The 25,146-nt window shown below is 72.4% G+C and carries 21 protein-coding genes; 10 read left to right on the forward strand and 11 right to left on the reverse strand.

Annotated elements, in window-relative coordinates; translation table 11 throughout:
• Positions 1-191: 191 nt before the first annotated feature.
• Positions 192-578 carry an MGMT family protein gene (locus tag ACIQ6Y_RS26060; protein ID WP_404042392.1) on the reverse strand — a complete coding sequence of 129 codons (387 nt, stop codon included), beginning with the start codon at positions 576-578 and terminating at the stop codon, positions 192-194.
• 186 nt (positions 579-764) lie between these two features.
• Here ACIQ6Y_RS26060 and ACIQ6Y_RS26065 point away from each other — a divergent pair, with 186 nt between their 5' ends.
• The 3 genes from ACIQ6Y_RS26065 (at position 765) to ACIQ6Y_RS26075 (ending at position 6,888) form a co-directional block, all read left to right on the forward strand.
• A complete protein-coding gene (locus tag ACIQ6Y_RS26065; RefSeq protein WP_404042393.1) occupies positions 765-3,527 on the forward strand; it encodes a YbhN family protein in 2,763 nt (920 codons plus the stop codon).
• 119 nt (positions 3,528-3,646) lie between these two features.
• Positions 3,647-5,197 carry an alpha/beta hydrolase gene (locus ACIQ6Y_RS26070; RefSeq protein ID WP_404042394.1) on the forward strand — a complete coding sequence of 517 codons (1,551 nt, stop codon included), beginning with the start codon at positions 3,647-3,649 and terminating at the stop codon, positions 5,195-5,197.
• A gap of 149 nt (positions 5,198-5,346) precedes the next feature.
• Complete coding sequence (locus ACIQ6Y_RS26075; protein WP_404042395.1) at positions 5,347-6,888, forward strand: alpha/beta hydrolase; 1,542 nt, start codon at positions 5,347-5,349, stop codon at positions 6,886-6,888.
• A 104-nt stretch (positions 6,889-6,992) separates the two neighbouring features.
• Here ACIQ6Y_RS26075 and moeZ read toward each other — a convergent pair whose 3' ends face one another.
• The 7 genes from moeZ to ACIQ6Y_RS26110 form a co-directional block, all read right to left on the reverse strand.
• Positions 6,993-8,171, reverse strand: coding sequence for an adenylyltransferase/sulfurtransferase MoeZ (moeZ, locus tag ACIQ6Y_RS26080; protein WP_404042396.1), 1,179 nt, complete (start codon positions 8,169-8,171; stop codon positions 6,993-6,995).
• 63 nt (positions 8,172-8,234) lie between these two features.
• The gene (locus tag ACIQ6Y_RS26085) at positions 8,235-8,984 is read right to left on the reverse strand and encodes a spherulation-specific family 4 protein (RefSeq protein WP_404042397.1); all 750 of its coding nucleotides are present in this window, start codon (positions 8,982-8,984) and stop codon (positions 8,235-8,237) included.
• The gene (locus tag ACIQ6Y_RS26090) at positions 8,972-9,940 is read right to left on the reverse strand and encodes an NAD-dependent epimerase/dehydratase family protein (RefSeq protein ID WP_404042398.1); all 969 of its coding nucleotides are present in this window, start codon (positions 9,938-9,940) and stop codon (positions 8,972-8,974) included. The genes ACIQ6Y_RS26085 and ACIQ6Y_RS26090 overlap by 13 nt, the downstream gene beginning before the upstream one ends.
• A 295-nt stretch (positions 9,941-10,235) precedes the next feature.
• Positions 10,236-11,699: a hypothetical protein gene (locus ACIQ6Y_RS26095; protein WP_404042399.1), complete on the reverse strand. Its 1,464-nt coding sequence runs from the start codon at positions 11,697-11,699 to the stop codon at positions 10,236-10,238.
• Positions 11,696-13,408 carry a DUF3492 domain-containing protein gene (locus ACIQ6Y_RS26100; RefSeq protein WP_404042400.1) on the reverse strand — a complete coding sequence of 571 codons (1,713 nt, stop codon included), beginning with the start codon at positions 13,406-13,408 and terminating at the stop codon, positions 11,696-11,698. Before ACIQ6Y_RS26100 ends, ACIQ6Y_RS26095 begins: the two co-directional genes overlap by 4 nt.
• A 211-nt stretch (positions 13,409-13,619) precedes the next feature.
• Positions 13,620-15,167: a DUF3152 domain-containing protein gene (locus tag ACIQ6Y_RS26105; RefSeq protein ID WP_404042401.1), complete on the reverse strand. Its 1,548-nt coding sequence runs from the start codon at positions 15,165-15,167 to the stop codon at positions 13,620-13,622.
• Between the two features lie 7 nt (positions 15,168-15,174).
• The gene (locus ACIQ6Y_RS26110) at positions 15,175-16,173 is read right to left on the reverse strand and encodes an alpha/beta fold hydrolase (RefSeq protein ID WP_404042402.1); all 999 of its coding nucleotides are present in this window, start codon (positions 16,171-16,173) and stop codon (positions 15,175-15,177) included.
• A gap of 219 nt (positions 16,174-16,392) precedes the next feature.
• Between ACIQ6Y_RS26110 and ACIQ6Y_RS26115 the strand changes: the two genes are divergently transcribed.
• From ACIQ6Y_RS26115 to ACIQ6Y_RS26130, 4 genes are all read left to right on the forward strand, one after another.
• On the forward strand, positions 16,393-16,617 hold the full coding sequence (locus ACIQ6Y_RS26115; protein WP_404042403.1) for a hypothetical protein: 225 nt from the start codon (positions 16,393-16,395) through the stop codon (positions 16,615-16,617).
• 171 nt (positions 16,618-16,788) lie between these two features.
• Positions 16,789-17,433, forward strand: a complete 645-nt coding sequence (locus tag ACIQ6Y_RS26120) for a TetR/AcrR family transcriptional regulator (RefSeq protein WP_404042404.1) — start codon at positions 16,789-16,791, stop codon at positions 17,431-17,433.
• A gap of 178 nt (positions 17,434-17,611) precedes the next feature.
• Complete coding sequence (locus ACIQ6Y_RS26125) at positions 17,612-17,839, forward strand: DUF3107 domain-containing protein (RefSeq protein ID WP_404042405.1); 228 nt, start codon at positions 17,612-17,614, stop codon at positions 17,837-17,839.
• A 172-nt stretch (positions 17,840-18,011) separates the two neighbouring features.
• Positions 18,012-18,281, forward strand: a complete 270-nt coding sequence (locus ACIQ6Y_RS26130) for a hypothetical protein (protein ID WP_404042406.1) — start codon at positions 18,012-18,014, stop codon at positions 18,279-18,281.
• A 104-nt stretch (positions 18,282-18,385) separates the two neighbouring features.
• On the opposite strand, the gene ACIQ6Y_RS26135 is transcribed toward ACIQ6Y_RS26130, so the two are convergent.
• Positions 18,386-19,141 (reverse strand): ferritin-like fold-containing protein, encoded by a 756-nt coding sequence (locus tag ACIQ6Y_RS26135; protein ID WP_404042407.1) that lies wholly within the window; start codon positions 19,139-19,141, stop codon positions 18,386-18,388.
• 545 nt (positions 19,142-19,686) lie between these two features.
• Here ACIQ6Y_RS26135 and ACIQ6Y_RS26140 point away from each other — a divergent pair.
• Positions 19,687-22,239 carry a DEAD/DEAH box helicase gene (locus ACIQ6Y_RS26140; protein ID WP_404042408.1) on the forward strand — a complete coding sequence of 851 codons (2,553 nt, stop codon included), beginning with the start codon at positions 19,687-19,689 and terminating at the stop codon, positions 22,237-22,239.
• A gap of 88 nt (positions 22,240-22,327) precedes the next feature.
• A complete protein-coding gene (locus ACIQ6Y_RS26145; protein ID WP_404042409.1) occupies positions 22,328-23,194 on the forward strand; it encodes an alpha/beta fold hydrolase in 867 nt (288 codons plus the stop codon).
• On the opposite strand, the gene ACIQ6Y_RS26150 is transcribed toward ACIQ6Y_RS26145, so the two are convergent.
• A complete protein-coding gene (locus tag ACIQ6Y_RS26150) occupies positions 23,191-24,093 on the reverse strand; it encodes an NYN domain-containing protein (RefSeq protein ID WP_404042410.1) in 903 nt (300 codons plus the stop codon). The genes ACIQ6Y_RS26145 and ACIQ6Y_RS26150 overlap by 4 nt on opposite strands.
• 208 nt (positions 24,094-24,301) lie before the next feature.
• Here ACIQ6Y_RS26150 and ACIQ6Y_RS26155 point away from each other — a divergent pair, with 208 nt between their 5' ends.
• Positions 24,302-24,454, forward strand: coding sequence for a hypothetical protein (locus ACIQ6Y_RS26155; protein WP_399323537.1), 153 nt, complete (start codon positions 24,302-24,304; stop codon positions 24,452-24,454).
• 77 nt (positions 24,455-24,531) lie between these two features.
• Here the strand turns inward: ACIQ6Y_RS26155 and ACIQ6Y_RS26160 are convergent, their stop codons facing one another.
• Positions 24,532-25,137, reverse strand: coding sequence for a MarC family protein (locus tag ACIQ6Y_RS26160; RefSeq protein WP_404042411.1), 606 nt, complete (start codon positions 25,135-25,137; stop codon positions 24,532-24,534).
• Positions 25,138-25,146 lie beyond the last annotated feature (9 nt).

Consider the following 25,146-nt stretch of genomic DNA (forward strand, 5'->3'; position numbering starts at 1 on the left):
AGGTGAGAGGGACGCGCGCAGCCGACGCTACGCCGACGAGAAGGCCGGAAGCAGAGCTTCCGCTTCTTCCCTCGCGGCCCGTGCGCCACGTACGTCCCTCACCCCACGAACGTACGTCATGTCACGGAAGTGCCCCGTTTCCCCCGTACGGATCACGTGTCCCCCGCGTCCGCGTCCGATGGCCGAAGCTGTCAGGTGTGACCCTGCGCGTGTTCGCCGCCGTCCCATCGCGCCCGCCTCATGTCCAGGCGGGGCAGATGGCCCTCGGCCGCCCTGCCCGCCTCCTTCAGCGGGGTGCCCTCCGCGCGGTAGTGGGCCAGCGCCCGCAGCTCGTGGCCGGGCAGCAGGACGCCGTCCGCGCGGGTCACGCGCCACCACGGCACGGCCCCGCCGTAGAGCGCCATCACCCGGCCGACCTGGCGCGGCCCGCCCTCCTGGAGCCACTCCGCGATGTCGCCGTACGTCATGACGCGCCCCGGCGGGATCAGTTCCGCGACCTCAAGGACCCGCTCGGCGTACTCCGGCAGCTCGTCCGCGTACTCCGCGCGGGCGTCTCGCGGCAGGCTCTCCTCGCTCATTCGCCCCATCCTGCACCACCCCACCGACAATGTGAGCGGCCCGCCACCGCGGGTATCCCTCGCCCGGGAACGGCGCATCCGGCAGACTGTGCGCCCCCGCGTTTGCACCCTGATGCCCCCGTGTGTCGGTGCGGCATGCCACCATCATGCGGGCGGTGACCGTTGATACGAGATCAAGAAGAGACGATGAAGCAGCAGGGTGTGCACCCCGACGACGCGGAGGGCAACTCTGACGCTGCGTCGCGCCCGGACGCCGCCACGACGGACGAGAAGGCCGGCCGGCGGGACGAGGATCCACCGCACGGGAACGACGAGGGCGAGGTCCGCGCCGAGGAGGTGGAGGGCGACGAACCGCTGCTCCCCGCGCGCGTGCACCGCCCCTCCGACCTCATGCGGCTGCTGGTGGGCGTGCTCGCCATCATCGTGCTGCTGGCGATCGCCGCGTTCGCGCACGGCACGACCTCGGGCCTGGAACAGGACATCAACAAGGGCACGGGGCAGGCTCCCGACCTCCTGATCAAGATCGCGGGGCTGGCGTCCAGCATCGCGATCCTGCTCGTCCCTGTCGCCTTCGCGATCGAACGCCTGATCAAACGCGACGGGCTGCGGATCGCCGATGGCGTGCTCGCCGCCGTCCTCGCGCACGGCGTGACCCTCGCCACCGACCTGTGGGTCGCGCGCGCCGCTCCGGACTCCATCCAGGAGGCGCTCACCCAGCCCTCCCCCGGTGACATCAACGCCCTGACCGACCCGGTGCACGGCTACCTCGCGCCGGTCATCGCGTACATGACGGCCGTCGGCATGTCCCGCAGACCCCGCTGGCGCGCGGTGCTGTGGATCGTGCTGATGCTGGACGCCTTCTCGATGCTGGTGACCGGCTACACGACGCCGTTCTCGATCATCCTCACGGTGCTCATCGGCTGGAGCGTGGCCTACGGCACCCTCTACGCCGTCGGCTCGCCCAATGTCCGTCCCACCGGGCAGACGCTGATGGCGGGCCTGCGGACGGTCGGCTTCCGCCCGGTGGGCGCGGCCCGCGAGGACGTCTCCGAGACCTCCGACGGCACCGACCGCGGCCGGCGCTACTTCGTCACCCTGGAGGACGGCCCACCCCTCGACGTCACCGTCGTCGACCGCGAACAGCAGGCCCAGGGCTTCTTCTACCGGGTGTGGCGCAACCTCACCCTGCGCGGCTTCGCCACCCGCCGCAGCCTGCAGTCGCTGCGGCAGGCGCTGGAGCAGGAGGCCCTGCTCGCCTACGCCGCCATCGCCGCGGGCGCCAACGCGCCCAAGCTCATCGCCACGTCCGAGCTCGGCCCCGACGCCGTGATGCTCGTCTACGAGCACACCGGCGGGCGCACGCTGGACTCGCTGGCGGACGAGGAGATCACCGACGAGCTGCTGCGCAGCACCTGGCTCCAGGTGAAGGCCCTGCAGTCGCGGCGCATCGCGCACCGCAGGCTCGCGGGTGACGCGATTCTGGTGGATCGTTCCGGCAAGGTGATCCTCACCGACCTGCGCGGCGGCGAGATCGCGGCCGGCGATCTGCTGCTGCGCATGGACGTCGCCCAGCTGATGACCACCCTCGCGCTACGCGTGGGCGCCGAGCGTGCCGTGGCCTGCGCGGTCGAGGTGCTCGGGCCCGACACGGTCGCCGACTGTCTGCCCATGCTCCAGCCCATCGCGCTGACCCGCTCCACGCGCGCGACACTGCGCCGGATGAACCGTGAGCGGGCCGAACGCGAACGCGAGGCCGTGCTGGAGGCGTCCCGGCACGCCAAGCAGGCCCGCGCGGAGGCGTCCGAGAGCGACGCCGAGCCCGTACGGCTCGACAAGGCGGGCAAGACCGTACAGCTCGACAAGGCCGACAAGAAGGCCGTCCGCGCGGAGGCGCGGGCCGAGAAGCGGGCCATGGACGAGGCACTGGAGGAGGCGCGCGAGGACGATCTGCTGACGCAGATCCGGCACGAGGTGCTGCGCATCCGGCCCCAGGCACCCGTCGAACCGGCCCGTCTGGAGCGGGTGCGGCCGCGCACGCTGATCAGCTTCATCGCCGGGGCCTTCGGCGCGTACTTCCTGCTGTCGCAGCTCACCCACATCGAGTTCGGCAAGCTCTTCGCCGAGGCCGAGTGGGGCTGGGTCGTGGCGGCCGTGCTGTTCTCGGCGCTGAGCTATGTCGCCGCCGCGATGAGCCTGCTGGGGTTCGTGCCGGAGCGGGTGCCGTTCCCGCGGACCGTCGCCGCGCAGGTCGCGGGGTCGTTCGTGAAGATCGTCGCCCCGGCGGCGGTCGGCGGTGTGGCCCTCAACACGCGGTTCCTGCAGCGCGCGGGCGTGCGCCCCGGGCTCGCGGTCGCCAGTGTCGGCGCGTCCCAGTTGTTCGGGCTCGGCTGCCACATCCTGATGCTGCTGTCCTTCGGCTATCTGACCGGCACCGAGAAGACGCCGTCGCTGTCTCCGTCCCGGACCGTCATCGCCGGTCTGCTGACGGTGGCGGTGCTGGTGCTCGTGGTCACGTCGGTGCCGTTCCTGCGGAAATTCGTCGTCACGCGCGTGCGGTCGCTGTTCGCCGGTGTCGTGCCGCGCATGCTCGACGTGCTGCAACGGCCGCAGAAGCTGGTCACCGGCATCGGCGGCATGCTGCTGCTCACCGCCTGCTTCGTGATGTGCCTGGACGCCTCCATCCGCGCCTTCGGCGACCAGTCGACCTCCATCAGCCTCGCCAGCGTCGCGGTCGTGTTCCTGGCGGGCAACGCGCTCGGCTCCGCCGCGCCGACACCGGGCGGCGTGGGCGCGGTCGAGGCGACCCTGACGGTCGGTCTGATCGCCGTCGGCCTGCCCAAGGAGGTCGCCGCCCCGGCCGTGCTGCTGTTCCGGCTGCTGACGCTGTGGCTGCCGGTGCTGCCGGGCTGGCTGGCGTTCAACCACCTCACGCGCAAGGGCGCGCTGTAGGGGGCCCGGGCGTGGCCTAGCGCTTCACGCGCGCGTGCAGCCCGGCAGGCCCGTGGCCTGCGTCCCTCGTACGGCCCGCGCCCCGCGCGGGCCGTCCCGCGCGGCCGCACGATGGGATCATGCCGAAGCCCTCCCGCCTGCGCGCCGCTGCCCTGGCCACCACCGTTCTGCTGCTCTCCTGCGTGCTGGCGGGATGCAGCGACGACGACGGCGACAACGACGAGGATCTGACGGCACAGGAACTGGACTGGCAGGACTGCCCCGCGCCGTCCCAGGCCGAGGGCGGCGGAGGCACCCCCTCGCCCCTGCCCGACGGCGACGAGTGGCAGTGCTCCACCATGAAGGCGCCCCTCGACTGGGACGACCCCAAGGGCGACACCATCGACCTGGCGCTGATCCGGGCGAAGTCGAGCGGCGACGAGAACAGCCGGATCGGCTCGCTGATCTTCAACTTCGGCGGCCCGGGCGGCTCCGGCGTCTACACGCTGCCCTCCTTCGGCGCCGACTACACGAAACTCCGCACCCGCTACGACCTGGTCAGCTTCGATCCGCGCGGGGTCGGCCGCAGCTCGCCCGTGACCTGCCTCAACGACCGGCAGCTCGACGCGTGGTTCCAGGAGGACGCCACTCCGGACGACGCCGCCGAGCGCGGGGCGCTGCTGGAGGGCACCAAGGACTTCAACGAGGCCTGCGAGAAGCACTCGAAGCGGATCCTGCCCCATGTGCGCACCACGGACGCCGCCCGCGACCTGGACCTGATGCGCGAGGTGCTCGGCGACGACAAGCTGCACTACTTCGGCATCTCGTACGGCACCGAGCTCGGCGGCGTCTACGCGCACCTGTTCCCGAAGAAGGTGGGCCGGGCCGTCTTCGACGCGGTGGTCGACCCGACGGAGACGGCCGAGCAGGGCTCCCTCGGGCAGGCCAAGGGGTTCCAGCTGGCCCTGGAGAACTTCGCCGAGGACTGTGTGTCCAAGGTCGAGGACTGCCCGGCCGGTGACAGCGTCGAGGACGTGCAGAACCGTATCGCCAAGCTGCTGACGGACCTCGACGCCAAGCCGATCCCCGGCGCCTTCCCCCGGGAGCTGACCCAGTCCGCGGCCACCAGCGGCATTCTCCAGGCCCTGTACTCCAAGGACCTCTGGCAGTTCCTCGCCGAGGCGCTGGACTCGGCCTACGACGGGGACGGCCAGCTGCTGATGGTGCTGTCCGACTCGATGAACGGGCGCAGCACCAACGGCGAGTACAGCAACATCACCGCGGCGAACATCTCCATCAACTGCGCCGACGACAAGGCCCGCTACGACGGCGCGTACGTCCAGCGCAAGCTGCCCGAGTTCCGGGCCGCCTCGCGGCTGTTCGGCGACTCCCTGGCCTGGGGCATGGTCAGCTGCACCGACTGGGCGGTGCCGGGCGCCGCGGACCATCCCGATGTGAGCGCGCCCGGTTCGGCGCCGATCCTCGTCGTGGGCAACACCGGCGACCCGGCGACCCCCTACGAGGGCGCGCACCGGATGGCGCAGGCGCTGGGCAAGGGTGTCGGGGTGGAGGTGACGTACAAGGGGCAGGGGCACGGGGCCTACGACAGCAAGAGCAAGTGTGTCCACGCCGCGGTGGACGGCTACCTGCTGGAGGGCAAGCTGCCCGCGACCGGCACGGTCTGCTCGTGAGCCAGCCGGCGGGACCCGGCCCCAGAACCCAAGAATCCGCAGGTCAGAAGGTTATCCACAGGCCTCGGCGAACTTCCGCGCAACCGTCCTAACATGGCCTGACCGCCGTTCGCCCGTCGAAGCGCGGACGGCCAGAGGGGGGATGGGTCATGCGGCGATTCCTACGGTGGGCGGCTGCGAGTGCCGCCGGCGCGCTGCTGGTGACGGGCTGCACGGGCGGCTCGTCGGACGACGGGGACGACAAGAACCCGGACGCGACAGGGACCGGCCTCGCGCCGCCCTCCGCGTCCGCGCTGCCGTCGTCCCTCACGGGGCAGAAGCCGGACTGGGGCAGGTGCGAGGAGACCGCCGACTCCCCCGCGCCGGGCGACGAGTGGAGCTGCGCGACACTGAAGGTGCCCTTGGACTGGGCGAAACCCGGCGGCGAGGCGATCGACCTCGCGCTGATCCGCGCCAAGGCGAGCGGTGACGACCGCATCGGCTCGCTGGTGTTCAACTTCGGCGGGCCGGGCGGCTCCGGGGTGTCGACGATCCCGTCGTACGCCTCGACGTTCTCCTCCCTGCGCGAGCGCTACGACCTGGTGAGCTTCGACCCGCGCGGGGTGGGCTCGAGCGAGGGAGTCCGGTGCCGCGACGACAAGGAGATCCAGGCCGCCGAGACGGTGGACGTCACCCCGGACACGCCGCAGGAGGAGCGCGCCTACCTGGCGGACGCGACGGACTTCGGCAAGGACTGCGCGCGGGCCACCGGGCAGCTGATGGCGCATGTGTCGACCACCGACACCGCGCGGGACATGGATCTGATGCGCCAGGTGCTCGGCGACGAGAAGCTGCACTACCTCGGCTTCTCCTACGGCACCGAACTCGGCGGGGTGTACGCGCACCTGTTCCCGGGTCAGGTCGGCCGCATGGTGCTGGACGCGGTCGTCGATCCGACCGCCGACGCCATGGGCCACGCCGAGAACCAGGCCAGGGGCTTTCAGCGCGCGCTCGACAACTACCTGAAGGCCACGGGCGAGGATCCCGAGCGGGGCACGGCGAGGATCGCGGAGCTGCTGAAGCAGATCGACGCCGAACCGCTGCCGGCGTCGGCCGGACGGAAGCTGACGCAGAGCCTGGCGATCACCGGCATCGTGGTGCCGCTGTACAGCGAGAGCAACTGGCCGAGCCTGACCAGCGCGCTGGAGGCGGCGCAGGAGGGCGACGGCTCCGAGCTGCTGGCCCTGGCCGACGACTACAACGAGCGTGACCCCTCGGGGCACTACGGCACATCGACCCACGCCCAACGGGTCATATCGTGCCTGGACGACCGGCAGCGCCCGACGCTCCAGGAGACGAAACGGGCCCTGCCGGACTTCGAGCGGATCTCCCCCGTCTTCGGCCCCTTCCTCGGCTGGGACACGGCCGGCTGGTGCCACGACTGGCCGGTGCCGGGTCAGCACGACACGCCGGAGGTCCGTGCTCCCGGCGCCCCGCCGATCCTCATCGTCGGCAACACGGGCGACCCGGCGACCCCCTACGAGGGCGCCCGCAGGATGGCCGACGAGCTGGGCAAGGGCGTCGGTGTGCTCCTCACCTGGAAGGGCGAGGGCCATGGCGCGTACGGCAGCGGCAGCGACTGTGTCGACTCGACGGTGGACGACTACCTGCTGGACGGCGCGGTCCCGAAGGACGGCAAGGTCTGCTCATGACACCGGCGGGGGCCCCGGGCACCTGCGGTGCACGGGACCCCCGCCGGGAAGGCGAGCCGGGGCTCGGCTCAGTGGGCCGCCGCGAAGGCGGGCCCGGTCTGGGCTCAGTAGACCGGCTTGGCGGGTTCGATCTGGTTGACCCACCCGATGACACCGCCGCCGACATGGACGGCGTCGGAGAAGCCGGCCGACTTCAGGACGGCGAGGACTTCCGCACTGCGGACACCCGTCTTGCAATGCAAGACGATCTTCTTGTCCTGCGGGAGGCCCTCCAGGGCGGTGCCCATGAGGAACTCGTTCTTGGGGATCAGCTTGGCGCCCGGGATGGAGACGATCTCGTACTCGTTCGGCTCGCGGACGTCGATGATCTCGATGTTCTCGCCGTCGTCGATCCACTCCTTGAGCTGCTTGGGAGTGATCGTGGAGTCGGCGGCCGCCGCCTGGGCCTCCTCGGACACGACGCCGCAGAAGGCCTCGTAGTCGATGAGCTCGGTAACGGTCGGGTTCTCGCCGCAGACCGCGCAGTTCGGGTCCTTGCGGACCTTGACCTGGCGGTACTGCATCTCCAGGGCGTCGTAGATCATCAGGCGGCCGACCAGCGGCTCGCCGATGCCCGCGAGGAGCTTGATGGCCTCGTTGACCTGGATGGAGCCGATGGACGCGCACAGCACGCCCAGGACGCCGCCCTCGGCGCAGGAGGGGACCATGCCCGGCGGCGGGGGCTCCGGGTAGAGGCAGCGGTAGCAGGGGCCGTGCTCGGACCAGAAGACGGACGCCTGGCCGTCGAAGCGGTAGATCGAACCCCAGACGTACGGCTTGTTCAGCAGCACGCACGCGTCGTTGACGAGGTAGCGGGTCGCGAAGTTGTCCGTGCCGTCGACGATCAGGTCGTACTGGCTGAAGATGTCCATCACGTTGTCGGCCTCGAGCCGCTCCTCGTGAAGGATCACGTCCACGTACGGGTTGATGCCCTTGACGGTGTCACGCGCGGACTCCGCCTTGGAGCGGCCGATGTCGGCCTGGCTGTGGATGATCTGGCGCTGCAGGTTCGACTCGTCGACCTCGTCGAACTCCACGATGCCGAGGGTGCCCACGCCCGCGGCGGCCAGGTACATCAGCGCGGGCGAGCCCAGTCCACCGGCGCCCACACAGAGCACCTTCGCGTTCTTCAGCCGCTTCTGCCCGTCCATCCCCACGTCGGGGATGATCAGGTGGCGGGAGTACCTGCGGACCTCGTCTACGGTGAGCTCGGAGGCGGGCTCGACCAGGGGTGGCAGCGACACGGGGACTCCGTTGGTCGGTCAATAAGTACGGTTGTTCTCCCCGTAACAGTGCCACGGCCTTTTTCATTCCGAGACACCTGTTCCGATCCGCGAGACGATTTCGTCCCAGTAGCCGGGCATGGCCTCCCAGGGGTCCTCCTGGCCGCCGTGCTCGGTGCGGTCGGTGAACCAGATCGTGGCCGCGCCCTGCCAGCGGGCGATGCGCAGTGCCTCGTCGAGATGGCCGCGGGGCACCCCGTGGACGAAGTGGCAGAACCGCTCGGGCGGATACTCGGCGGTCCACTCGGCCGCCTGCGACCAGCGGTAGTCGCTCCAGGGCCCGGAGAACGTCACGAGTTGGTCGGCGCTCTCGGCGTACCCGGGATACGGGTGGATGCCGTGGCCGAGGACGATGTGCGGGCTGTCGGCCATGGAGCGCAGCGTGGTGACCGTGCGGCGGATCTCCGGCAGGGCGCCGCGTTCGGTGGGGCTGCGGTCGAGGAGGAAGCCGTCGACCCGATACCACTCCAGATAGCGGTGTGCGTCGGAGATCACCTCGCCGAAGGGCCGGGCGCCATAGGTGGTGTCGAGCCGGCCGAGGACCCGGACGCCCGCGGTGCGCAGGCGACTCGCGGTCTGCAGGCAGTGCGGGTCGGGGCGTACGCCGGGCCCGTCCGAGACGTCGAGGACGGCCCAGTGGACGGGCGTTCCGGGGCGGGTGAGTTCGGCCCACTCGGCAGGTGCGACCAGCGGATGCGCATAGCCGGGGACGCCGAGGCCGGTGCGGACGTCGGTGCTCGCGCTGCCGGCCTTCGTCCTGGTCAGATACGGCATGCCGCCTCCATCCAGATGTCGGCCAGCGATTCCTCCAGGTTGATGCGGGGCCGCCAGCCGAGCCGGTCGCGCGCGGTGCGCACGTCGGCCTGCTGCCAACTGCCGCAGCCGTCCGGGTACGGGTACGCGACAGGTGCCGCGTGGCCCGGGTGGTCCGCGTCGCCGCGCGGGTGCCCGATGGAGGTCCGCAGGGCGCCGGGCGGGCCGTCGAGTTCGTGCAGGGCGCCGCCGTAGCCGGCCACCCGGGCGAGGACGGCCGCGGCGTCGCGCAGCCGCACGGCACGGCCGGAGCCGATGTTGATGACGCCCTGGGCGGCCGACAGCGAGGCGGCGTGCACGGCACGGGCCACGTCGCGGACGTCGACGAAGTCCCGCTGGGCGCCCAGGCCGCCAAGCTTGAGCTCGCCGTCGCCGGACTGCATGGCCCGGCGCATGGCCTCGGCGAGCCGGCCGAGCGGCGACCCGGCCGGGGTGCCGGGGCCGGCCGGGGAGAAGACGCGCAGCACGACGGCGTCGAGGCCGGAGCCGAGGACGAGTTCGGTGGCGGCGAGCTTGCTGACGCCGTACGGGCCGCCGGGGCGCGGGACGGCGTCCTCCGCGGTGGAGGAGCCGGGCTGGCTGGGGCCGTACTCGGCGGCGCAGCCGATCTGGACGAGGCGGGCGCCGCAGCCGCTGCGGCGCAGGGCCTCGCAGACGGTGGCGACGGCGACGGTGTTGTGCCGGGTGAGGTCGCGGGCACCGCCGCGGGTGGCTCCGGCGCAGTTGATGACGACGCCCGGGTGCACGGCGTCCAGGAAGCGGGTGAGCGCTCCCGGGCTGCCGGAGGCGAGGTCGAAACGGACGTCGGCGTCGTCGCCGCGGCCGAGCGCGGTGAGCTGGACGGCCGGGTCGGCGAGCAGGCGGTCGGCGACGAAGCGGCCGAGGTAGCCGTTGGCTCCGATCAGCAGGACCCTCATCGCGCGCCCCCCTGGGAGTGCGCTCCGACGGTTCCGGGCGCCTGGGCACCCGCGGCGGCTGAGCCGGCTCCGACACCCGCGCCAGCCCCGGCAGGCGCGGTGGCTCCGGTGGCCCCGGCACGTGCAGCGGCTACGGACACGCCCGTGGCGCCGTGTGCTCCGGGTCGGGAGGTGGTCATCTGGTGTTCTCCTTACAACAGGGTGGTGCGAGTGCGGGTGCCTTCGGCTGCGCGACCGGTCGGTCCGGCGTGCGGCGCTGTCCGCCGCTGACGGCGGCGGCCCGGGTCACCGCCGGTCACGGCGACGGCGTCGGGTGCGCATGGGCCGAGGCGCGGGTCAGGGTGCGGCCGGCGTGGATCAGCAGGGTGAGGGCGCCGACCGCGCAGATCAGGGCCGGTACGCTCCCGGCGCCCCAGGCGTCGAGGAGTTCCTCGACGGGGACGGAGAGGAAGCCGCAGCCCGGGAGGCGGCCGGCGAAGACGCCGGCCAGGGCGATGGCCTCGCCGGCCGCGCACGCCGTGAGGACGACCGCGGGCGCGTGGGTGAAGCCGTGTGCGGTCAGCAGCCGCGCGAGCAGCACGAGCGCGCCCAGGGCGAGGGTCTGGGCGTACCCGGCAGGCTCGTCCAGGACCGTGGCGCACAGCGCGAGCAGCGCGGCCAGAGCGCCCAGGTACAGGGCGAACGAGCCGAGCAGCAGCGGCCGTACGGCGGAGGCGAACTCCTCCAGGCCCCGGCTGGAGATGAGCCTGCGCCGGGCCCGGCCGGCGAGGAGGCGGGCGCTCCAGGCGGCCGGGGCGCAGGACAGAGCCAGGGCGAGGAGCGGTGCCGTGGCAAGCGGCCAGGGGCCGTCGGGGGCGCCGGTCGGCAGCGTGTCGGGGCCGCCGGTGGCCGCGGTCCGCAGCAGGCCGTCGCCGAGAGCGGCGTATCCGAGGAGCCAGCTGGTCCAGACGCCGGTCGCGGGACGCGCGGCCGACGGGGCGCCGTGCCGGCTCAGCGGGCCGCGTGCGAGGGCGAGGCGCAGCCCCAGTCCTACGGCGAGCACCCCGGCGGCGGCCACCAGCAGACGCGTCTGCCCCTCGGTCAGCCGCAGCCCGGCCACCGCCGCCGCGCACAGTGCCCCGGGCAGCAACACCCGCAGAGCCCAGCCGCGCTCACGCGCCGCCGAAGCCGAAGTCGAAGCCAATGCCGATGCCGAAGCCAATGCCGATGCCGATGCCGAAGGCAGCCCCTGAGACACGGCCCCCTCCGCAGACCGCACGTGCGAGTCCCCGTCGCGCGGGACCCGCGCGAACATCTCCTCGGCCAGCGAGAACACATCCCGGTGCCGGAAGCGCGCGGCGGTCCGGTCGGTGACCCCGTGCGCCTCGAGCCCGGCCGCGATCTCCAGCGGATCCACCGCCCGCTTGCACAGCTCCCGATGACGGTGCATCAGCGCCTTCACCGGATCCACGGCCCCCCGCCGAGGGGCGGCCCGAGGCGGCACCACCCCGGCAGCGGCCTCCGTGCCAAGCCCGGCAACCCCGGCCGCTCCTCCGGCAGCAGCCTCCACGCCCCGCCCGGCAACCCCGGACGCTCCCCCGGCAGCGTCCTCCGCGCCCCGCCCAGCAACCCCGGACGCTCCCCCGGCAGCAGCCTCCACGCCACCCCCGGCAACCCCAGACGCTCCCCCGACAGCAGCCTCCCCCAGCCACCTCTCCGACCGCTCGTCCCACGCCCCCGCCCCGCTGGGCATACCGAGCCGGCTCTCCGTGTCGCTCATCGCACCCCCTCGGTCACGGCACCCCGTGCGGCCCCCGGTACCGACGTCGCCCGCACCGGCGGCCCCGCCGCCCAGCCGGGGACCGGTCCGGAGGCGGGCGCGGGCCAGTGGCCCGGGACGTGGGCCTCGGCGGGTACGCCGAAGGGCAGGGGCTCACCGGTGTCGTCGAGGACGACCCGGCGGACGGGGCACTGCGCGACGATCTCCAGGTAAATACCGTGAAATGCCGTGATGTTCTGCTCGACGGTGAACAGCTCCAGTGCGCGGGCGCGCGCGGCGGCACCGAGGCGCGCACGGCGCTCGGGGTCGCGCAGCAGCGCCACGCACGCTTCGGCGAGCGCCCGCGGATTGCGCGGCGGCACCACGAGCCCCGTACCGCCGATGACCTCCACGACCGCGCCGACGTCGGTCGACACGGTCGCCCGGCCGCAGAGCATCGCCTGGACGAGGCCGAGCGGGAAGCCCTCGACGACGCTGGACAGCACGATCACGGCGCCGGACGCGTACGCCTCGGCGAGGTCGGGGGCCTCCGGGCCGCCGAGCTCCTCGAAGGAGACGGGGTTGTCGCCGACGGAGTGCAGCCCCGCGGCCTCGTCGGGGAAGAGCTGGGCGGCCAGCACCCGGCAGTGCTCCAGGTAGGCGGCCCCGTCGGCACCCCCGTCGCCCGTGTCGATGACCCGCAGCCGCGTCTTCGGTTCCTCCTTGCGGATCTCCGCGAACGCGTGCAGCAGGGAGACGAGGTCCTTGGTGGGTTCGACGCGGCCGACCCAGACCAGCGTGTCGGGGTCCGCGCCCTCGGGCGCCTCACCGACCTCGGCGAACCGGTCGGCGTCCATGCCGGGGTAGACCGTGCGCAGCTTGGCCCGGTCGGCGCCGCACCGTTCCTGCCAGCGGCGGGCATGGGCGTTGCCGTGGGTGACGTACGCGGCCCGCCGGTAGGTCTCGGCGGCGAGCCGACCGTGGAAAGCGGCGAGCAGGGCCCGCACGACGGGCGCCTCGTCCGTGCCGGAGGCGAGGTAGTGGCTGCGCAGCCGGACCCCGTACTCGGTGACCAGCAGGGGCACGCCGCACAGGTGGTGGGCGAGCAGCCCGGGCAGGGCGCCGGTGCCGCCGGACGCGGCGTGGCACAGGTCGACCGCGCCGAGCCCGTCGTCCTCGTACCAGTGCAACGAAAGGGGGCGCAGGGCGCGTTCCAGGTGCGCCGCGACGGCGAGCAGGTCGGGGACGCGTGCCTCGTGGGCGGCGCGCGGGGCGCCGGGCGCACGACAGGCGCGTTCGAGGGCGCGTACGGCGGTCTCGGAGCGCAGCGCCGCCACCAGGCCGCCCTCGTCGCGAGCGAGCTCGGCGAGCCCGTACAGCGCGCTGGCGAAACGGTCCGCCTCAGGGGCGCAAGAAGGGGGCGAGGCACCCGCGGAGACCGCCTCGCACAGGGCGGCGGCCAGCTCGGCGTAGCACTCGGTGAAGCGCCGGCGCGCCCGGCGGCCATGGCTCACGCCGTCCTCCTCGGCCGTCCACGGCGCCGCCGTGCGCACCCGGCTGACCTGCGGGGGCAGCGGAATCAGGCCCTCGGCCTCCTGGCGCGCGTCACGGCTGAGCGCGTACACGTGGAACTCGTGCTGCCCGAGTCCGCGCACGAGACGGTCGCACCACAGCCTGGCGTCACCGCTCACATACGGATAGCCACCCTCCGTAAGCAGTCCGATGCGCACGCGTGCACCCCCGTTCTCCCGTATCAGGAGCCGCCGTTGACCCGGCGGCTCGCAGCGGGACGAACGTAAGCGGACAAGGTGGTGGTGCGACGGACGGTTGTCCGTCGCACCACCAAAAGGGGTGAACGGTCGTAACTTTCGCGTGCGGAGCGCGTTCCGTCGCGCTAAGAGATCACGGATCTACGGAACGTGACCGCCGACGCAGGGTGCGTCAGCTGTTCGGGTACGCCCAGGGGTTGGGCAGGCAGTGCACGCCGTCGTGGTCGAGGAACTTGGTCTGCTGCTGCATGACCGGCGCGAGATCGCCGTCCTTGTCGCAGGTCACATGGTGGAAGCCGAGCCGGTGTCCGACCTCGTGGTTGATCAGCATCTGCCGGTAGGCGTGGATCTCGTCGCCGAAGGTCTTCGAGCCCTGCGCCCACCGGTAGGCGTTGATCATCACGCGCTCGGTGGCGGCCGAGTCGCACGAGACGTTGTCGACGGTCGTGTCCAGGCCGGACTCGGCGCACCACTCGGCGGTCGTGCCGGGGCTGGCCAGGGTGATGACGAAGTCGGGCTGTCCGGAGTAGATGCGTTCGAAGGTGCGGCCGCCATTGTGGGCCCAGCTCCGGTCGTCGTTCAGCGTCTTGTGCACGGCCTGCGCGAACAGCTCGCCGTCCAGGCCGAGCCCCTGCTCGACGTCCACCCGGTAGGTGAACTTCTGCCCCTGGCCGGGCGCCTTGTCGATGCCGCGGATCGCGTCGAACTCCCCCGAGCCGGTGAGCTCCGGATTCAGCGGGTACTTCTTGTCCATCTTCTGCTCGTACGTCAACGGTGCCGCGCTCGCCGACGTGGACGGCGTCGGCCGCCCGTCCCCGCGCGAGGCCGAGCCGGCGACGCCTCGCCCCTGCTGGGTGGCCGACTGGGGCCCCATGGCGGGGTCCTTCCCCCGGTCGGTGACCTGGCCCGTCACCACGACCGCCAGCACGGTGGTCACGGCCGCCGCCGCGATCCCGGTGAACGCGCGCCCCTTGCCGCCCTTGCCCCGCACCGACTCCTCCTCTACGGGGGGCTGCGGCGGCGCGCCCTCCCGCTGCGTGCCGGAGGCGTACGAGTCTGCGGCCGGCATGGCCGTACGACGCCCGAAGTCGCCCCCGTTGCCGCCGCCGGCGCCCTCGGCGTCGAACGCCGCGAGGTACTCCCGCCGCGGTCCGCCGGGCGGCGCCTGCCGCTGCCGAGGCAGAGTGGGCCCGCCACCCGCCGACGCGCCCCTCACCTCACCCCAGCCCCCACCGGCCTCCCGCTGCTCCGGATGCCCTCCACGCACCTGCGGCATCCCGTGCGCAGGCGTCCCGTCGAAACGCGTCGTGCCGTGCGCGGGCGTGCCATCGGGAAAGCGCGGTACGCCCTGCGCAGGCGTCCCGTCCGGTCTGGGAGGCACCCCGAAACCGGGCGCCCCGCCTCCGGGCCGCTGAAACTGAGGCTGCCGCAGAGGTTGCTGCTGGTACTGCGGCTGCGGCTGCGGCTGCGGCTGCTGATACTGACCGCGCTGCTGAGGCTGCTGCTGGTACTGAGCCTGCTGCTGTCGCTGAGGCTGCTGCTGTCGCTGAGGCTGCTGCTGTCGCTGAGGCTCCTGAGGCCGCTCACGCGCCTCACGCGGCTCCCGCTCCGGCGGCGCCCCCGCGGCTCCCGAGGCCCCCGCCCCCAGGAACTTCCGGCGCCCCTCTATATCCGCAGCGGTGCCCTTGGGTGCAGGGCCGCGGCGGCTGTGGCGTCCCACCCGCGCCTCAGCTCCTCTTGGTCTCGGTCGTGTTCACGGCACCGCCCTCGGCTCTGGTCGTGGAGGCGAGCAGGTCCCGGAAGGCGGTGGCCACCGTCTCGGGGTACTCCATCATGGCCACGTGCCCGGCGTCCGGAAGCGTCAGCAGGCGCGAGTCGCGGAAAGCACGGGCCGCCCTGTGGGCCATTCGGAAGCCGACCATCTGGTCGCGTGCGCCGTAGATCAGCAGGGTCGGCGCGAGGACCCGTTCCGCCTGACGCCACAGTCCGTGCTGGCCACCGAGGGTGTACGCGTCGACGATCCCGCGCGCGGAACGCGCCATCGCGTCCCAGAAGTACGGCAGCTGCAGCCGCCGCTCCATCTCCTCGACGGCGTTGCGAAAGCCCTCCGGCGTCACCCGTCCGGGGTCGCCGTAACACAGCGCCAGCATCGCGCGGACCCGCTGCTCGGCCGTCCACTCCTTGGTCAACCGCGCGAAGAGGGCGGCGACGCCCGGCAGCGCCAGCAGCGCGGTGGGCACGGCGGTGCGCTGCACGCGCAACTCCGGCAGCGCGGGCGAGACCAGGGTGAGCGTGCGCACGAGGTCCGGTCGTACGGCGGCGACGCGGGTGGTGACCGCGCCGCCGAGGGAGTTGCCGAAGAGGTGCACGGGACCGCGTCCGGCGGCGTCGAGATAGCGGATGACCGCGCGCGCGTGCCCGGTGACCGAGTAGTCGCCGTCGTCCGGCGGCGGAGAGTCGCCGAAGCCGGGCAGGTCGAGCGCCTCGCTCTCGACGACCCCGTCGAGCACCCGCATCAGCTCGGTCCAGTTCTGCGAGGAACCGCCGAGGCCGTGGACGTACAGCGCGGGCGGGAGACCCTCGCGCGCGGGCGGCCGCGAGCGCACCGACAGGGTGATCCCGGGAAAACCGACCGAGCGCAGCCGCTCGCCCTCCGCGACCCGGACGGGCGCCACCTTCGGGAGCACGGTGGCAGTCGGCACGGACGGCAGCTCGGTCGAAGACATGCGGCAATGTTACGAGGTGATCACGCACCGGCCCATGCGTGTCCCTGTGTTCGGCGTCACAGCATGCGCTCGCGTACCGCATGCACCGCGTGACCCTCCGAACGCGGATCGCATAGCGTGCGGATCGGGTGTCTCCTAGGCTCGTACAGAGGGCACCCGCGTGTGGCCCCTGCATTTCCCAGGGACGTTCGTAGGCGTACGCAGGAAGGGAGCCCAGCCATGACCGTCGACCCCACCGATCCCGAGACGTTCGAGGACGAGGAGACACGGGAGAGCGAGGAGTACGACGTCGAGGCGCCGGAAGCCGACGCGGCCGAACAGCACACCGACGTCGCACCGGACCGCGACGACTCGCTGAAGGACATCGATCCGGGGGCGGGCAACGAGGCGGACCTGGCGGAACAGGCCCGGGTCGTCTCCCTCGACGAGGACGACTACCGCTGACCAGGCAAGAGGCCGAACTCTGCCCCTTTAGCCCCTGTTCAAAACCGTCTGCGCGGCTTTCGCCGCCGTCCGGTACGTGAAATTCTGCGCTCGCACCGCGCACACCAGGGTTACCCAAAAGTACGATGGCGGCGCGGCGCACACCGCATGTGGACGATTTTGGGAGGCGGCGTGACAGCCATCGAGCAGACAGAGGCGGCACGCCCGCGAGGCACGCGCCTGCCGCGCCGTGCCCGACGGAACCAGCTGCTGGGCGCCGCTCAGGAAGTCTTCGTGGCGCAGGGCTATCACGCGGCCGCGATGGACGACATCGCCGAGCGCGCCGGCGTCAGCAAGCCGGTGCTCTACCAGCACTTCCCGGGCAAGCTCGACCTGTATCTCGCACTGCTGGACCAGCACTGCGAGTCCCTGATCCAGTCCGTGCGCAGCGCGCTGGCGTCGACGACCGACAACAAGCAGCGCGTACGGGCGACCATGGACGCCTACTTCGCGTACGTCGAGGACGACGGCGGCGCGTTCCGTCTGGTCTTCGAGTCGGACCTGACGAACGAGCCCGCCGTGCGCGAGCGCGTCGACAAGGTCACCAACGACTGCGCGGAGGCGATCTGCGACGTCATCGCCGAGGACACCGGGCTGTCCCGCGCCGAGTCGATGCTGCTGGCGTCGGGTCTGGGCGGCCTCGCCCAGGTGGTCGCCCGCTCCTGGCTGCACAGCGACCGCAGCGTCCCGCGCGACCAGGCGGTGCAGCTGCTGACCTCGCTGGCCTGGCGCGGCATCGCGGGCTTCCCGCTGCACGGCACGGATCAGCACCACTGAGGTTCGTGGAAGAGAAGCAAGAGACAAGCGGCAAGGGCAGCCGCCGGGTTTTGTTCCCGGCGGCTGTTCGCTGTTGGCGTGGCCGCCCGGACCGTGTCCGTCCCCTCACCGGGCTAATGTGTGCTGGGTACGGCGCGGATGTCCGCGCACTTCACTGACCGTTCGGAGGGACTTAGCCGTGGAGGTCAAGATCGGCGTGCAGCACGCGCCGCGCGAGATCGTTCTGGAGAGCGGTCAGACTGCCGAGGAAGTCGAGGCCATCGTGGCGGAGGCGCTGTCCGGCAAGTCGCAGCTGCTGAGCCTGGTGGACGAGCACGGCCGCAAGGTCCTCGTCCCGGCCGAGCGCCTCGCCTACGTCGAGCTCGGCGAGCCGGCGCCCCGCAAGGTGGGCTTCGGCGCCCTGTAAGCGATACGCCCGGATGAGGGGCCCGGCGGCTTCGGCTGCCGGGCCCCTCATGCGTGTCGGTGCACGGACGGAGCAGGTCCTCCCCTGTGAGGGAGGATTGGATTCCGCAGGTCAGGGGTATGACGGACGAGGACCGCGAAGCACACTGCCGGCCGCGTGGGAGGGACCCTTCATGATCTTGGAAGCGCTCGGCTCCGCTCTGCTCGGCCTCGCCCTCGCCTGGACCGCGACGCACCGCCTGGCCCATCGCCTGCCGTCCCGTCCGCTGGTCCTGTCGACCGGCGTGGCCGGCGCCCTCTTCGGTGACTTCATCACCCACACCGCCCTGGACGCCGCCGCGATTCCCCTGAGCCTCCTGGGCGCCCTGATCGTCTCGGCGGCGTCCCTGTCCCTGCTGGTCCGCCCGGCGGGAAGAATGCGCCGACGATCAGTGACGGCTTAGGTCCTTCAGGGGTGCGGGGAACTGCGCGAGCAACCCCGGACGCCCCGCAGCCGCAAGACAGACGACCCGCAGCCGCGAGACAACAGAAGCGCCCCCACAGGGCGTTACGCCGCCAGGCCCAGCGCAGCCATCCGCTTGGTGTGCGCCTCGGTGATCCGCGAGAACATCTTGCCGACCTCGGCGAGGTCGAACCCGTCGGCCACGCCGCCCACCAGCATCGTGGACAGCGCGTCCCGGTCGGCGACCACCCGCTGCGACTGCGACAAGGCCTCGCCCATCAGCCGTCGCGCCCACAGCGCGAGGCGCCCGCCCACGCGCGGGTCCGCCTCGATCGCGGAGCGCACCCGGTCCACGGCGAACCCGGCGTGCCCCGTGTCGTCGAGGACGGCCAGCACCAGGGAGCGCGTGTCCGAGTCCAGCCGGGCCGCGACCTCCCGGTAGAAGTCGCTGGCGATCGAGTCACCGACGTACGCCTTGACCAGGCCCTCCAGCCAGTCCGACGGCGCCGTCTGCTTGTGGAAGCCGTCCAGCGCGGCCACGAACGGCTCCATCGCCGCCGTCGGCTCCGCGCCGATCTCCGTCAGCCGGTCCCGCAGCCGCTCGAAGTGGTGGAACTCCGCCGACGCCATCTTCGCCAGCTCCGCCTTGTCCTCCAGCGTCGGCGCCAGCTTCGCGTCCTCGGCCAGCCGCTCGAACGCCGCGAGCTCGCCGTACGCGAGCGCGCCGAGCAGGTCCACGACCGCGGCGCGGTACTGCGGCTCGGCGGACGCCTTCGCCCAGTCCTGGGCGGCGACGCCGGTGGGTTCGGCAGCGTTCTCGGGGGCGTTGTCAGGCTTGTCAGAGGTCGTCATGAAGCGCACAATAGCCCGCTCGCCGCATGGGGGAAGTCCCTGGTCAGTCAGTGTGACCACGACGACGCGAAGGACCGCGCCCAGGAGTGTGACGACGACAACGTGACCGAATCGGCCATCACGTGTGCGCCAATCCGGGGTATGGTGGTAATGCGCCTGCTGGTACGTAGGCACGTTCGACACGTCATGCCGACGCGTCGGGCGCACCGTACCTCGACAGGCCGCACGTATGAGGATGCCCGGTCGGTGGCCCGATCGGCTCCGACCCGACAGCCCTCCCCGACCGTACGGCACTGTGCGTACGGCCCCCGGAGGGGGACACCCTCAGCGGTACGAGCGCTAGAGCGTCGGCAGAGGTCCCGTGCCCCACGGCCAGCCCGTGAGGCGGCCGACGTCCCCCGGCACGGTCAGACACGACCCCCGCGCTCGCCTCGCGCCGCGCACACAGAAGAGGCAGCACCCTGACTACGACGTTCCGAGAGCTCGGAATCCTTCCCGAGACCGCCGAGGCCCTGGAGGCCGTCGGCATCGTCACCCCCTTCCCCATCCAGGAGATGACCCTCCCCGTCGCCCTCTCCGGCACGGATGTCATCGGCCAGGCCAAGACCGGCACCGGCAAGACGCTGGGCTTCGGCCTCCCGCTCCTCGAGCGCGTCACCGTCCCCGCCGACGTCGAGGCCGGCCGCGCGAAGCCCGAGGACCTCACCAACGCGCCCCAGGCGCTCGTCGTCGTCCCCACGCGTGAGCTGTGCACGCAGGTCACCAACGACCTGCTGACCGCCGGCAAGGTGCGCAACGTGCGCGTCCTCGCGATCTACGGCGGCCGTGCCTACGAGCCCCAGGTGGAGGCCCTGAAGAAGGGCGTCGACGTGGTCGTCGGCACCCCGGGCCGGCTGCTCGACCTCGCGGGCCAGAAGAAGCTCGACCTCAGCAGCGTGAAGTCCCTCGTCCTCGACGAGGCCGACGAGATGCTCGACCTGGGCTTCCTGCCCGACGTCGAGAAGATCATCAACATGCTCCCGGCCAAGCGCCAGACCATGCTGTTCTCGGCCACCATGCCGGGCGCGGTCATCGGCCTGGCCCGCCGCTACATGTCCCGGCCCACGCACATCCGCGCCACGGCGCCGGACGACGAGGGCGCGACGGTCGCGAACATCAAGCAGTTCGTCTACCGCGCGCACAACATGGACAAGCCGGAGATGGTCGCCCGCATCCTGCAGGCCGACGGCCGCGGGCTCGCGATGATCTTCTGCCGCACCAAGCGCACCGCCGCCGACATCGCCGAGCAGCTCCAGACCCGCGGTTTCGCGGCCGGCGCGGTCCACGGCGACCTCGGCCAGGGTGCCCGCGAGCAGGCGCTGCGCGCCTTCCGCAACGGCAAGGTGGACGTCCTCGTCTGCACCGACGTCGCCGCGCGCGGCATCGACGTCGAGGGTGTCACCCACGTCATCAACTACCAGTCCCCCGAGGACGAGAAGACGTACCTGCACCGCGTCGGCCGTACGGGCCGCGCGGGCGCCAAGGGCACGGCGATCACGTTCGTCGACTGGGACGACATCCCGCGCTGGCAGCTGATCAACAAGGCGCTGGACCTGGGCTTCAACGACCCGGTGGAGACGTACTCGAGCTCCCCGCACCTCTTCGAGGACCTCGGCATCCCGGCCGGCACCAAGGGTGTCCTGCCGCGCTCGGAGCGCACGCGCGCCGGGCTGGCTGCGGAGGAGCTGGAGGACCTGGGCGAGCCGGGCGGACGCGGTCCGCGCGGTCGCGGTGGCCGGGGCGGCCGTGAGGAGCCCCGCGCCGCCGAGCGCGAGCGTCCGGCCCGTACGCCGCGCCGTCGCCGCCGTACGCGCGGCGGAGCGACGCTGGAGGAGGGCACCGCGGCCGTCGCCGGTACGGCCGCTCCGGCGCAGGAGGCCGTCGAGGCCCCTGCCGCCGAGGGCGTGAGCACGCCGCGCACCCCGCGCCGCCGTCGCCGTACGCGTGGCGGTGCCTCCGGTGCGCCGGTCGTCGCCACCACGGCCCCGGCCGCCGAGGTCGTCGAGGCGCAGGCCCCGGCCGTGCTGGACGCCCCCGAGGCGCCGGTGACGCCGGTGGCCGAGGAGAACGCGGAGGCCAAGCCGCGCCGCCGCCGCACCCGCCGCTCGGCGGAGATGGCGGCCGAGGCCGCTGTGGTGGAGGCTCCGGCCGTGGAAGCCGCGCAGGTCGTGGAGACGCCTGCCGTCGAGGCGCCCGAGGTCCCCGTCGTCAAGCCGCGTCGCACCCGTAAGGCGGCCGCGTCCGCCGAGGCCGCGGTCGACACCGCCGAGGCCGCCGAGGCCAAGCCGCGCCGCCGTACCCGTAAGGCCGCCACGGCCGAGCCGGAGGCGCCCGCCGCCGAGATCCCGGCCCAGGCCACGGAGGAGCCGGAGGCCAAGCCGCGCCGTACGCGCAAGGCTGCCGCCACCGCCGTCGACACGGCCGAGGGCGCGGAGGCGAAGCCGAAGCGCACGCGCAAGACGGCCGCCACCAAGGCCGCCGAGGCCGAGGTCACGGAGACCGCCGAGGCCAAGCCGAAGCGCACCCGCAAGACCGCCGCCTCCGCCGCGACCGAGGCCGTCGACACGGCCGAGGCCGCCGAGGCCAAGCCGCGCCGCACCCGCAAGACCGCGGCCACGGCACCGGCACCGGCCACCGACGCGGAGACCGCCGAGGCGAAGCCGAAGCGCACCCGCAAGACGGCCGCCGCCAAGGCCGCCGAGGCCGAGACCGCGGAGACCGCCGAGGCCAAGCCGAAGCGCACCCGCAAGACCGCCGCCTCCGCCGCGACCGAGACCGTCGACACGGCCGAGGGCGTGGAGGCCAAGCCGAAGCGCACGCGCAAGACGGCCGCTGCCAAGGCCGCGGAGGCCGAGGTCACGGAGACGGCCGAGGCCGCGCCGAAGGTCCGCCGCACCCGCAAGGCCACGGCCGCCGCGCCCACCGCCGAGATCCCGGCGCAGGCCACGGAGGAGCCGCAGCCCAAGCCGCGGCGCACGCGGAAGACGGCCGCCACGGCCACGGACGCGGAGGTCAAGCCGCGCCGCACCCGCAAGGCCACGGCTGCCGCCGAGCCCGTCGAAGGCTGATCCGAACGCCTGACGGCCCGGCTCCCCTCACCCGGGGAGCCGGGCCGTCGGCGTCTTCGCGGCTCGGCCTTCCCGTTACGCTCACCCCGTGAGCAAGCCCCCGACTCTGGACCCGCCCGTCGGCGCCCGCGCCTACCGTCTGCACACCGCGCGCGGCGACTTCGCGGTCGTCGATCACGACGCGGAGCCCGGCCGGCCCCGCAAGGGCGTCGCCCTGCTGCTGCCCGGATTCACGGGCAGCAAGGAGGACTTCCACCTCCTGCACCAGCCGCTCGCGGCCCGCGGCTACCGCACGGTCGCGGTGGACGGCCGCGGACAGTTCGAGTCCGAGGGACCGAGGGACGACGAGTCGGCGTACGCCCAGCAGGAGCTGGCGCGGGACGTGCTCGCCCAGGCGGCCGCGCTGCGGGACGCGGGCCCGTTGCACCTGCTCGGCCACTCCCTGGGCGGCCAGATCGCCCGCGCGGCCGTACTGCTGGACCACTCCCCCTTCGCCTCGCTGACCCTCGTCGCCTCGGGCCCGGCGCGGATCTCCGCGTCGCAGCAGGCGCGCGTGAAGCTGCTGCACGACGCGCTCGCGGTGATGACGATGGAGGAGGTCTGGGAGGCGATCCGCGCGACGGACCCGCCCGAGGACGTCGACGGCCCCTCCGCCGGCCAGGACCATCTGCGCCGCCGCTGGCTGCGCCACCAGCCGGCCCAGCTCCTCGCGACGGGCCGGCAGCTGTGCTCGGAGCCGGACCGGGTCGCCGAACTGGCCGCGCTCCCGCTGCCGTTCCATGTGCTGTCGGGGTCCTTCGACGACACCTGGCCGGTGCCGCTGCTGGACGAGATGGCCGTACGGCTGCACGCGCACCGTACGGTCGTCGAGGGCGCCGAGCACTCCCCGAACGTGGACCAGCCGCTGCGCACGGCCGAGGCCCTCGCCGGCTTCTGGGACGGCGACCCCGTCTAGTACTGCGTCTGGATGTGCTCCCAGAACCCGTCCCGCAGCGCCCGCCGCAGGTCGGCCTGGCCGCGCAGGGAGTACTGGAGCATGCCCTCGGCCTCCACCAGCAGGTCCTGGTCGACCGAGCCGGGCAGATAGGGGTGGCCCGGCAGCAGCTCGACCAGTGCCTCGCGGCCGCGCTCGGCCAGCCACTTGGCGGCGATCTGCGCCCCGACGAACCGTACCTTCTCGCGGGTGGGCCGGTTCACGGTGCCGGCCGGGTCGTAGGCGGGGGCGGCCGTACGGCGGCTGACGTACGGCTTGAAGAAGTCGAGGTCGAGGGTGCGCTGGCTGTCGACCTCCCACAGCAGCGGCTCGGCCTGGTTGCGGCCCTCCGGGGCCTCGATGCCCCACAGGTGCACGCGGGCTCCGTAGCCCTGGGCCGCCTCGACGGCGGAGACCAGGTCCTCGTCGCCGCCGAGGAGGGCCGCGTCGCTGATGGCGCGGTGCCGGGCCAGGGACTCCAGGTCGCTGCGGATGAGGGAGTCGACGCCCTTCTGCTGGTTGTTGGCGTTGAGGTTGCCGAGGCGGACCTTGACGTCCGGCAGCTCGGCGATCGACTGCTGCTCGAGGGTGTGGATGCGGCGCCGGGCACCGTCGTACCAATAGACGCGCAGCAGCCGGCTGTCGGCGAAGACCTGGCGGGCGCGGTCGATGAGCGCCTCGATCAGCCCCTCGGCGTCCACGTCGAAGGCGCGCCGGTCCTCGGTGCCTGCGACGAGCCGGCCCGCGGCCGCGTAGAGGTACCCCGCGTCGACGAAGATCGCGTGCGTCGAGGGGGTCTTCGCCACCTCGGCGAGCATGCGCTGGAGCAGTTCGTTGGTGCGGTCGATGCGGGCCGCGAGGGCCGCGAGGTCGTCGTTCATCGCTGCCCATTGTCCTTATCGTCACGCTGCGAGTACAACTGGTCCCGTAGGGTCCACGAGATGCTCGCCAGGACGCCCCTTACTCGCTAGTAATTAGTTGTTCGAAAAATTTCTTTAGCGTAGGGAATGTTTGTAACACGCACCTCGTTGGATACCTACGTACGCAGCAATTCTCCTCAGGAGGATGACCAGACGAAGGGAGAAGCCCATGCGCTTCGAAATCATGCGACTCGACGACGTCGACGGCACGCCCGTGGACAGCACCGTCGTGGACGCCGCCTCCGTCAACCGGATCGTTCAGCAGGCCGCCGCCATCGGACAGCGCCTGTGGATCCGCCCGGCCGACACCGCGGCCTCATAACGCGGATCCCTACCCACAGAAGCTTCGGAGCCCCGTACGGCCACTGCCGTACGGGGCTCCGCCGCATCCACCGGGGCTCAGCTGCCCTGGATCACCTGGGTGACGCCGTTGATGATCTGCTGCACGGCGATCGCGGACAGCATCATGCCCGCGAGCCGGGTGACCAGCACGACGCCGCCGTCCTTGATGACGCGGATGATCAGCAGCGAGTAGCGCATCACCAGCCACAGCACGACATGGATGGCGACGATCGCCGTCCACACCGACAGCTGCGTGGCCACGCTGTCGGCCTTCTGCACGGCGAGGATCACGGACACGATCGCGCCCGGCCCGGCCAGCAGCGGCATGCCCAGCGGCACGAGCGCCACATTGACGTCCTTGGTCGCCTTCGGCTCGTCGGTCTTGCCGGTGAGCAGATCGAGGGCGATCAGCAGGAGCAGCAGCCCGCCCGCGATCATCAGCGCGGGGACGGACACATGCAGGTAGTTCAGGATCTGGTGGCCGAGGACCCCGAAGACGGCGATGACCCCGCCCGCCACACAGACGGCCTGGAAGGCCATCCGCTTCTGCACCTTGGCCGGACGGCCGGCGGTCAGCGCCAGGAAGATCGGGGTGATCCCGGGGGGATCCATGATGACGAACAGGGTCAAAAAGAGTGAGCCGAAGACAGCGATGTCGAACATGGGTGTGAC

It is taken from the genome of Streptomyces sp. NPDC096205 (genome assembly GCF_044763135.1).
In the GTDB taxonomy this organism is placed as follows: domain Bacteria; phylum Actinomycetota; class Actinomycetes; order Streptomycetales; family Streptomycetaceae; genus Streptomyces.

Excerpts from the sequence above, each read along its gene's own strand:
- ACIQ6Y_RS26115 (WP_404042403.1), top strand. The coding sequence starts at position 16,393 with ATGACCGTCGACCCCACCGATCCCGAGACGTTCGAGGACGAGGAGACA.
- ACIQ6Y_RS26070 (WP_404042394.1), top strand. The coding sequence starts at position 3,647 with ATGCCGAAGCCCTCCCGCCTGCGCGCCGCTGCCCTGGCCACCACCGTT.
- ACIQ6Y_RS26095 (WP_404042399.1), bottom strand. The coding sequence starts at position 11,699 with ATGAGCGACACGGAGAGCCGGCTCGGTATGCCCAGCGGGGCGGGGGCG.
- ACIQ6Y_RS26090 (WP_404042398.1), bottom strand. The coding sequence starts at position 9,940 with ATGAGGGTCCTGCTGATCGGAGCCAACGGCTACCTCGGCCGCTTCGTC.
- ACIQ6Y_RS26155 (WP_399323537.1), top strand. The coding sequence starts at position 24,302 with ATGCGCTTCGAAATCATGCGACTCGACGACGTCGACGGCACGCCCGTG.
- ACIQ6Y_RS26130 (WP_404042406.1), top strand. The coding sequence starts at position 18,012 with ATGATCTTGGAAGCGCTCGGCTCCGCTCTGCTCGGCCTCGCCCTCGCC.
- ACIQ6Y_RS26140 (WP_404042408.1), top strand. The coding sequence starts at position 19,687 with ATGACCCTCCCCGTCGCCCTCTCCGGCACGGATGTCATCGGCCAGGCC.
- ACIQ6Y_RS26160 (WP_404042411.1), bottom strand. The coding sequence starts at position 25,137 with ATGTTCGACATCGCTGTCTTCGGCTCACTCTTTTTGACCCTGTTCGTC.
- ACIQ6Y_RS26065 (WP_404042393.1), top strand. The coding sequence starts at position 765 with ATGAAGCAGCAGGGTGTGCACCCCGACGACGCGGAGGGCAACTCTGAC.
- ACIQ6Y_RS26150 (WP_404042410.1), bottom strand. The coding sequence starts at position 24,093 with ATGAACGACGACCTCGCGGCCCTCGCGGCCCGCATCGACCGCACCAAC.
- ACIQ6Y_RS26060 (WP_404042392.1), bottom strand. The coding sequence starts at position 578 with ATGAGCGAGGAGAGCCTGCCGCGAGACGCCCGCGCGGAGTACGCGGAC.
- ACIQ6Y_RS26085 (WP_404042397.1), bottom strand. The coding sequence starts at position 8,984 with ATGCCGTATCTGACCAGGACGAAGGCCGGCAGCGCGAGCACCGACGTC.
- ACIQ6Y_RS26110 (WP_404042402.1), bottom strand. The coding sequence starts at position 16,173 with ATGTCTTCGACCGAGCTGCCGTCCGTGCCGACTGCCACCGTGCTCCCG.
- ACIQ6Y_RS26075 (WP_404042395.1), top strand. The coding sequence starts at position 5,347 with ATGCGGCGATTCCTACGGTGGGCGGCTGCGAGTGCCGCCGGCGCGCTG.